Origin of the sequence: Nocardioides sp., from assembly GCF_031422975.1 — a bacterium.
Lineage (GTDB): Bacteria > Actinomycetota > Actinomycetes > Propionibacteriales > Nocardioidaceae > Nocardioides.
On sequence record NZ_JANPEO010000296.1, the window covers coordinates 1 to 7,297 of the forward strand.

8 protein-coding genes are annotated in these 7,297 nt (G+C 69.2%); 3 read left to right on the plus strand and 5 right to left on the minus strand.

Going from position 1 to position 7,297, the window contains the following annotated elements; translation table 11 throughout:
• A partial coding sequence (locus tag RMO85_RS08900; RefSeq protein ID WP_310528369.1) for a cytochrome P450 occupies positions 1-824 on the plus strand: 824 nt, incomplete at its 5' end.
• Here RMO85_RS08900 and RMO85_RS08905 read toward each other — a convergent pair.
• The 5 genes from RMO85_RS08905 to RMO85_RS08925 all read right to left on the minus strand — a co-directional run bounded on the left by RMO85_RS08905 (position 814) and on the right by RMO85_RS08925 (position 6,340).
• Positions 814-1,947 (minus strand): sulfotransferase, encoded by a 1,134-nt coding sequence (locus RMO85_RS08905; protein WP_310528370.1) that lies wholly within the window; start codon positions 1,945-1,947, stop codon positions 814-816. The genes RMO85_RS08900 and RMO85_RS08905 overlap by 11 nt on opposite strands.
• Positions 1,944-2,744: an SDR family oxidoreductase gene (locus RMO85_RS08910; RefSeq protein WP_310528371.1), complete on the minus strand. Its 801-nt coding sequence runs from the start codon at positions 2,742-2,744 to the stop codon at positions 1,944-1,946. The genes RMO85_RS08905 and RMO85_RS08910 overlap by 4 nt, the downstream gene beginning before the upstream one ends.
• A 324-nt stretch (positions 2,745-3,068) precedes the next feature.
• Entirely contained in the window at positions 3,069-4,199 is a 1,131-nt protein-coding gene (locus tag RMO85_RS08915) for a hypothetical protein (protein ID WP_310528372.1), read from the minus strand.
• Positions 4,196-5,074 carry a TIGR03619 family F420-dependent LLM class oxidoreductase gene (locus RMO85_RS08920; RefSeq protein ID WP_310528373.1) on the minus strand — a complete coding sequence of 293 codons (879 nt, stop codon included), beginning with the start codon at positions 5,072-5,074 and terminating at the stop codon, positions 4,196-4,198. The genes RMO85_RS08915 and RMO85_RS08920 overlap by 4 nt, the downstream gene beginning before the upstream one ends.
• A 93-nt stretch (positions 5,075-5,167) precedes the next feature.
• On the minus strand, positions 5,168-6,340 hold the full coding sequence (locus tag RMO85_RS08925) for a multicopper oxidase domain-containing protein (RefSeq protein WP_310528374.1): 1,173 nt from the start codon (positions 6,338-6,340) through the stop codon (positions 5,168-5,170).
• Between the two features lie 182 nt (positions 6,341-6,522).
• Between RMO85_RS08925 and RMO85_RS08930 the strand changes: the two genes are divergently transcribed.
• Together RMO85_RS08930 and RMO85_RS08935 are read left to right on the plus strand one after the other, a co-directional pair.
• Complete coding sequence (locus tag RMO85_RS08930; RefSeq protein ID WP_310528375.1) at positions 6,523-6,945, plus strand: nuclear transport factor 2 family protein; 423 nt, start codon at positions 6,523-6,525, stop codon at positions 6,943-6,945.
• An 85-nt stretch (positions 6,946-7,030) separates the two neighbouring features.
• A partial coding sequence (locus tag RMO85_RS08935) for a hypothetical protein (RefSeq protein WP_310528376.1) occupies positions 7,031-7,297 on the plus strand: 267 nt, incomplete at its 3' end.

The window sequence follows — 7,297 nt, forward strand, 5'->3', positions numbered from 1 at the left end:
CCCGCCTCGCGCAGATGCGGCCGCGGGTCAACAAGGTGGTCGACATCAGCCCGGCGATCCTCCTCGGCTACGGCATTCCGGGGCTGCAGAAGATCGGCCTGTGGAAGCGGTCCAAGGACAACGCCTTCGAGCTCGACGCGCTGATCTACGCCGAGATCCGGGAGCGTCGCGCGGCGTCGGACCTGGCCTCGCGCCCCGACGTGCTCTCCCGGCTGATCCGCGTCGGCACCGAGGGCGACTCCACTGCGGGCGAGGACCGCCTCACCGACGAGGAGTTGCGTGACCAGCTGGTCACGCTGCTGCTCGCCGGCCACGAGACCACCGCGACCGCGCTGGCCTGGGCGCTCTACGAGCTCGGTCGCTCGCCCCAGCTGCTCGCCCGCTCCCGGGAGGCGGCGCTCGGGGGCGACGACGACTGGCTCGAGGCGGTGCTCAAGGAATCGATGCGCCTGCACCCGGTGATCCCGATGGTGGTGCGGACCCTGATGAAGCCAGCGAGCATCGGGGGCTACGACCTGCCCGCCGGCACCACGGTCGGACCGTCGATCATCATCGCCCACTCGCGGCCCGACAACCACGAGGCGCCGGCCGAGTTCCGGCCCAAGCGGTTCGTCGAGGGGCAGCCGGCGCCCAACACGTGGATCCCGTTCGGCGGCGGCGTACGCCGTTGCATCGGGGCCGGCTTCTCGCTGATGGAGGGCGTCGTCGTGCTCCGCGAGGTGCTCTCGCGCTATGCCGTGGAGTCGATGGGCGAGGACCGCCCCAAGGTCCGCAACATCACCAGCGTGCCGCGCGAGGGCGCGACGATCCGCGTCACTCGCTGAGGGCGTCGCGGACCTGCGACTCGGTGAGCCCGTAGTCCGCCAGGTCATACGCGTGCCTCGGAGCGCGTACGCCGCTGCGCGAGCGCTCGAGCTCCGCGGACACCGCTTCGGCGACGGCGTCGCTCCAGTCGAACCCTGCTGCGGCGTACACCCCATGCACCGCCGAGACCGGGTCGCCGACCAGGTCGTCGTACGCCACGTCGATCACGTGCTGCGAGTGCGGACTCGAGCGGAACGCCGCCTGCTCGCGGACGAGCAGGTCGAGCTGGGTGCGGCCGATGGTGTCGCCGACGAAGACGTCGGAGCATCCGCGCGTCGAGGCGGCGGCGAGCGAGCACATCGAGGCCGTACAGGCGACGACGTCGCGGTGGGTGACCACGATGACGGCGTCGGGGTAGACCGTCCTGATCGCGTCGAGCGCGACCAGGTGGCTCGGGTTCTTCAGGATCCAGCGCTGGTCGGCGTCGCCCAGGCCGATCAGCTGGAGCAGTGCGCGGTGGCGCTCATAGGCCGGCATCCAGTCCTGCCCTCGGAGCCACTCCGAGTAGCCCGGTGTGTAGCCCTGCGTCTCGAACGCGACCGAGCGACCGGTGTGCTGGAGCAGCCGCCAGCACTCCTCGTGCGACGCGGCGTCGGAGTAGTGCAGCCCGGCGAGCTCGGGATTGGCGTCGTGGAAGGCGGCGTACCCGCCCTGCATGGCGCTGAAGACCGGGTCGTCGACCCAGGTGTCGCGCGGCGGCCGTGGTTGGGGCAGGTCGGCGAGCCACTGCTCGAGTCCCTGGTGGCCGGGGTCCGCGGTCAGGAGGCGTTGCAGCACCGTCGTACCGGATCTCGGGAGACCCATGATGAAGACCGGCTTCTCGATGGCGACGTCTGTGGAAGCGGGATGGGCGAGGAAGCCCTGCCGCGCCATCAGCTTGGCGACGAGCAGGCCCTTCACCATGCCGCGCATGCGGTAGTTGCCGATGCCGGTCAGACCCGACGCCGACGCGTAGTCCTCGAGCAGGACGGTGAGCCCCTCCTCGTGGCCGTGGTCACCGAAGTCGGTGAGGCCGGTGCTTCGCACCGCGGCCGCGGTGATGTCCTCGAGGGAGCCGACGTCATCGCGGACCCGCGCACTCACGAGTGGAACTCGCCGCAGTCGATGTTCAGCGTCTGCCCGGTCACCGCGCTCGCCAGGTCGCTCGCGAGAAAGAGCGCCGCGCGCGCGACCTCGTCGGGCGTCGCGAGCCGCTTCAGGTCCGTGGGCGCGGCCTTCTCGGCGTACACCTCCTCGTGCGTCCGGTCGCTCTCGCTCGCGATCCAGTCGAAGTAGGCCTTGTTCACGTCCTCGTAGATGTAGGACGGCGCGACCGAGTTGACCCGGATGCCGCGCGGCCCGAGCTCGGTGGCCAGGCTGGAGCTCAGGTGCTGGAGCCCGCCCTTGGACAGCTTGTAGCCGCTGTACTCCGGCTGCGAGCTGTAGACCACACACGAGCTGATGTTGATGATCGAGCCGCCCGACGCCGCGAGGGCGTCCGCGAACAGCGCGCTCAGCCGCAGCGGCGCGAAGACGTTGGTCTCCTGCGCGGTCCGCAGCGCGTCGAGATCCAGGGTGGTGAGCGGGTCCATCGGCGGGATCGCGAACGCGTTGTTGATCAGGCAGTCGACGCGGCCGAACTCGCTCATCGCGCTCTCGACCAGGGCGGCGCGCTGCTCCTCGTCGGTGATGTCGGTGGGTACGACGAGCGCGCGGCGCCCGAGGCCACGCACGACCGCGGCCATCTTCTGCAGTCGCTTCTCGGTGCGACTCACGAGCACGAGATCGGCGCCGAGCCTGGCGGCCTCCTCGCCGAGAGAGCGCCCCAGCCCCGGGCCTACGCCCGAGAGCACGATCACCTTGTCAGCAAGGATTGGCGGTTGAGCGGCCTCGATACCCATGGGCGTCACACTAGAACCTGTTCCAGTTCCGCGTCGAGCGTTGCTCGGAGACCCCCTTCCCGCGCCCGTGCTCGCAGGCAGGCAGACGAATGCCGCGCCCGTCGCAAGGCCGCGATGAAACTCCACGCCTCTGCGTGGAGTGCCCGGCTCCAAGGCCGGCCGAGAGGTGAATCTCCGCGCACACGCGTGGAGCTTCAGATCACGCCGTCGGTGTCGGCCGCGACGAGCATCACGAGGCCCAGCACGGTCCACAGCAGCAGCGCCCCAGCCCTGCGACGTACGCCGCACTCACAGCGCCGAAGCCCAGGCGGGACCAGCGTTCACTCACGAGATCATTCTGCGCGCCACCCCGGTCTGGCGGGCCTCGATCCGCGCGGCGCGGTCGGACGGCGTCACCCGCTGGAAATCCAGTGACCCCAGAGTCGCGAGCGAGGAGAACGGCACGACCGACACCCGGGGCCCGCCGGGAGGCTGGTCCGTCCGCTGCCAGCGCAGCATCATCACGCCGGCGGCATGTCCGGTGGTCTCCAGCCAGTTCGCGATCCCGGGGTCGCGCTCGCTGATGACGTAGCGCAGGATTCCATCCTGGTCGACGTGCGACTGCGCCCGCGTCAGCGACGTCTGGTGGTGCTCGTAGTCGGTCGAGACATACCACTTCGACCCGACCTGGATGGCCTGGTACGGCGCATCGCTCGCCGGCACCTCGACGAGCATCGCCTCGTCGTCGGCGAGCGCGTAGTGCCCGATCGAGGAGAACTGCGTCGTCAGCCCGCCCGGCGTCGGGGCGGGTCTGGTCAGGGTGTTGACCGGCTCCTGGTAGGTGAACCACTCGGGGAACGCGAACCACGTCGTGATCCGGCCGGTGAGCAGCTTCGCGGCGACGCCCCACCTCTTGTCGATGCGCTCCACCGAGGCCGGCGACCGCGGCACCCCTGCCGTGTCGAGCCGCTGGATCCGCAGCGTCCCGCGCGTCTCGCGGTTCCAGTCGGAGTAGACCTCGCGCACGATCAGGGTCGAGCCCTTGCGCAGTCCGAGCTCGGGTCCGAAGCGCCACTCGAAGGTCCCGTTAGCGGCAATGTCGAGCGACCGGTCGTCGAAGGCCGCGAGGGTCTCGGGGGCCCCGGAGGAGGAGTAGGTCCCGGCCATGACCTGGAAGGACAGGTCGGCCGTCGTGCCGCGGCACCCGGAGACGGCGTACGACGCACCCTCGGCGAGGTGGGCGTTGAAGTAGATCGCGTCCGGGTTGTCCAGCCCCTGGCGGGCGTACTGGTGCGTCGGGTTGATCAGCACGGGGTGCTCGAGGTCGTAGTCGAACGCCATCTGGATCGCCGATCTGATCGAGCCGGCGAGGTAGTCGAGCCCCTCGGCCAGCTCCTGCTCGGTGATCTCGAAGGGCGGGTTGCGAATCAGCTGCTCGGCCTCGGCGATCGCGTCCCGGAACGCCGCGAGACTCATCCGGATACCTTCGCGATGACCGACTCGGCGTACCTCTCCAGATGCTCGAGCTTCTTCGCCAGCGGCTCGGGGTCCGGCCCGACGACGTAGGGCACCCGGAAGCCGACGATGCAGTCGGTGACCCCGCGGTCCTCGAGCCGCTTCACGCCATCGGGGTCGTAGGCGTCGTAGGAGATCACGTGCACCTCGAAGTCGTCGCGCGTGTCCCCTTCCTCGGCCCGGATCTCGGCCAGGCGCATCAGCAGCCGGTCGAGCTCCTGCCCGTCGCCGCCGGCGTGCATCCAGCCGTCGCCCTTGCGGACGGCGCGTCGTAGCGCCGCGTCGCTGTGGCCACCGACCAGCAGCGGGATCGGCGCGCTCGGTGCGGGACTCTGCTTGAGCTCGGGGAACGAGTAGAACTCACCGTCGTAGCCGAAGAACTCGCCGGTCGTGAGTCCTCGCAGGATGTCCATGCACTCGTCCATCCGCTTGCCGCGACGCTCCCACGGCACGCCGAGCGTCGCGAAGTCCTCGGGCCACGGGGAGAGCCCGACACCGAGGCCGAGGCGGTTGTCGGAGAGGAAGGCGAGCGAGGAGGCCTGCTTGGCGACGAGCACGGGCGGCCGCACGGGCAGCTTGAGCACGAAGGGCGTGAGGCGCAGGGTCGAGGTCACCGCGAAGAGGTGCGCGCAGAGGATCATCGTCTCGATGAACTCCTTGTCCTCGAGGAACTCCCGGTCGCCGGTCTCGGTGTAGGGATAGCTCGAGTCCGATGCGCGGGGATAGATCAGGGAGTCGGCGACCGTCATCGAGGTGTAGCCCGCCTCCTCGACGGCCCGGGCGAGGGGCTCGTAGAACCTCGCCCGGGTCATCGCTTCGGCGTACGTGAATCGCATGTCGTCCACACTAGAACGTGTTCTAGAGTCTGGCCATGGACCTGCGGGAACTCAGTGGCCGGCGGGGATCGCCGACCTCGTCACCCGCGACGCTCAGCTCACCACGCGGTAGCGGGCCAGCATCCCCGCTGCAATGTGGTCGTTCACGTGGCAGTGGAACAGCCACGTCCCGGGAGCGTCCGGCACCATGTCGGAGACCATCATCATGCCGGGCAGCAGCTGGATCATGTCCGAGCGCATCCCGTTGCTGGTCTCGGTGTTGCCGTGCCAGTGCGGGGTGTGCAGGTCGACCTCGGTGCCGAGGCTGAAGGTGTACCAACGCACTCGTTGCCCGACCTTCATGGTCGGCACCGGCCCGTTGCCGTAGACGTAGCCGTTGATCGAGTGCATCAGGTTGCTCTCCTCGAACGCCTCCTGGTCACTGGTGGCGACCTGGTTCGGCGACAGCGCCAACTCTGCGAGGTTGCGGTCCAGGTGCATGCTCGCGTTCTCGTTGTCCACCGTGTAGAAGGAGAAGATCTCCCGGTCCACGTCGGCAGGGGTCGCGGACGCGACGTCCGCCCTGGCGCGCGCCGTGATCACCATCGGGCCGATGAGTCCGGCGTTGGTGTCGGCGATCTCGTCGGTGTGCGAGTGGTACATCCACATCACCGAGGAGCCGTCCATCGGCCCCGGACCGGAACGCTCTGGCACCGTCCAGTTGTAGACGTAGGTGGCACCCGGCGCAACGGCGTCGTCGGCCTTGTTCGCGCCGCTCGTCCCGTCGTCGTACGGCGCTCCCTCACCGGCCTTGTCGTACAAGACACCGTGCGGGTGGATGGACGCGGGATAGGAGGTGTTGTTCTTGAACACCACCTTGACCGTGTCGCCGACCACGGCGCGGATGACCGGCCCCATCATGCCGAGCGTGTCGTCGCACGGCTTGACTCCTGCCGGGCAGGTCGTCGGGACGGCGACCCGCTTGCTGAAGCTGGCGTCCGTGTAGCCCCGGTAGAGCGACTTGCGGTAGACGTGCCCGATCCGGGTCGGACCGTTCTCGACGAAGACCTGCTCATCGGGGTTCCAGGCCCGGCCCGCGATGTCGTTGCGGTCGTGGGGGGCGTAGTCCCACAGCACCTCCTCGGCCGCGATGTAGTAGGTGCGCTGCTGACCCGTCGTGCCCGCCGCCAGTGCGGGCGCCTGTTGCTGTGCCGGTGCAGACGTCGCGACGACGCGCCCGGAGAGGAGAAGTACCAACAGGACCCCCCCCAGTAGTGCCTTGCGCATGGCTACCCTTCCCGGGCAACGCCGTCGCTACCCTCCGGGGCTCACAGTGGGGGCCGCGACGTTGTAAGTACCTTGTGGCCGACCGATCCCGTCAGGAAGCGATCATCGGGCCGTCATCTGGCCGTCATCAAGGGCTGGGGAAACGGCGTCGCGGACGCTAGAACGGGTTCTAGAGTCGGGTCATGGACCTGCAGGAACTCAGCGACCGCCAGGAGATCACCGACCTCATCACCCGCTACACGCGCGCGGTCGACACCCGGTCCTTCGGCGACCTGTCCCACGTCTTCACCGACGACGCGGTGCTCGACTACTCGAGCGTCGGCGGCCCCAAGGACACCCTCGACGTCGTGGTGCCCTGGATCGAGAAGGGGCTGGCGGGCTTCGACCGGTTCCAGCACCTGCTCGGCCAGGTCTCGATCGTCCTCGGGGGCGACACCGCCACCGCGACGGCCTACTTCACCAACCCCATGGTGAGCATCAACCACGACGGCGAGGAGTCGCTGTGGGAGGTGGGTGGCTACTACCACCACGACCTCGTGCGTACGCCGCACGGCTGGCGCTCGCGCGGCATCGTCGACGACCTGGTGTGGACCCGCGGCAACTGATCAGGGTTGGGTTCTCGAAGCGTCGTCAGTGACAATGGCCGACGGAACGCTGATCGCCAGTGACCCAGCGACGAGGAGAGTGCACGTGGCCGACACCGAGGACCGCCCCGTCCTGACCGGACTGGTCGCCCTGGTCGCCGTCGCCGCGGTGATCGGCATCATCGGCGGCCTCGGCGCTCTGGTGGGCAGCAAGATGCTGGGGCTCGACGGCGACGCGGCGGCCTCGTCGCAGGACAGCGCCACGAGTGATGCGTCCCTCTACCTGCCCGAGCCCACGATCACCTCCGAGACCGTGGTGCCCGAGACGGAGGCGTCGCCGACCGTCGTGCCGGTCGATCCGTCCAGCACGGCC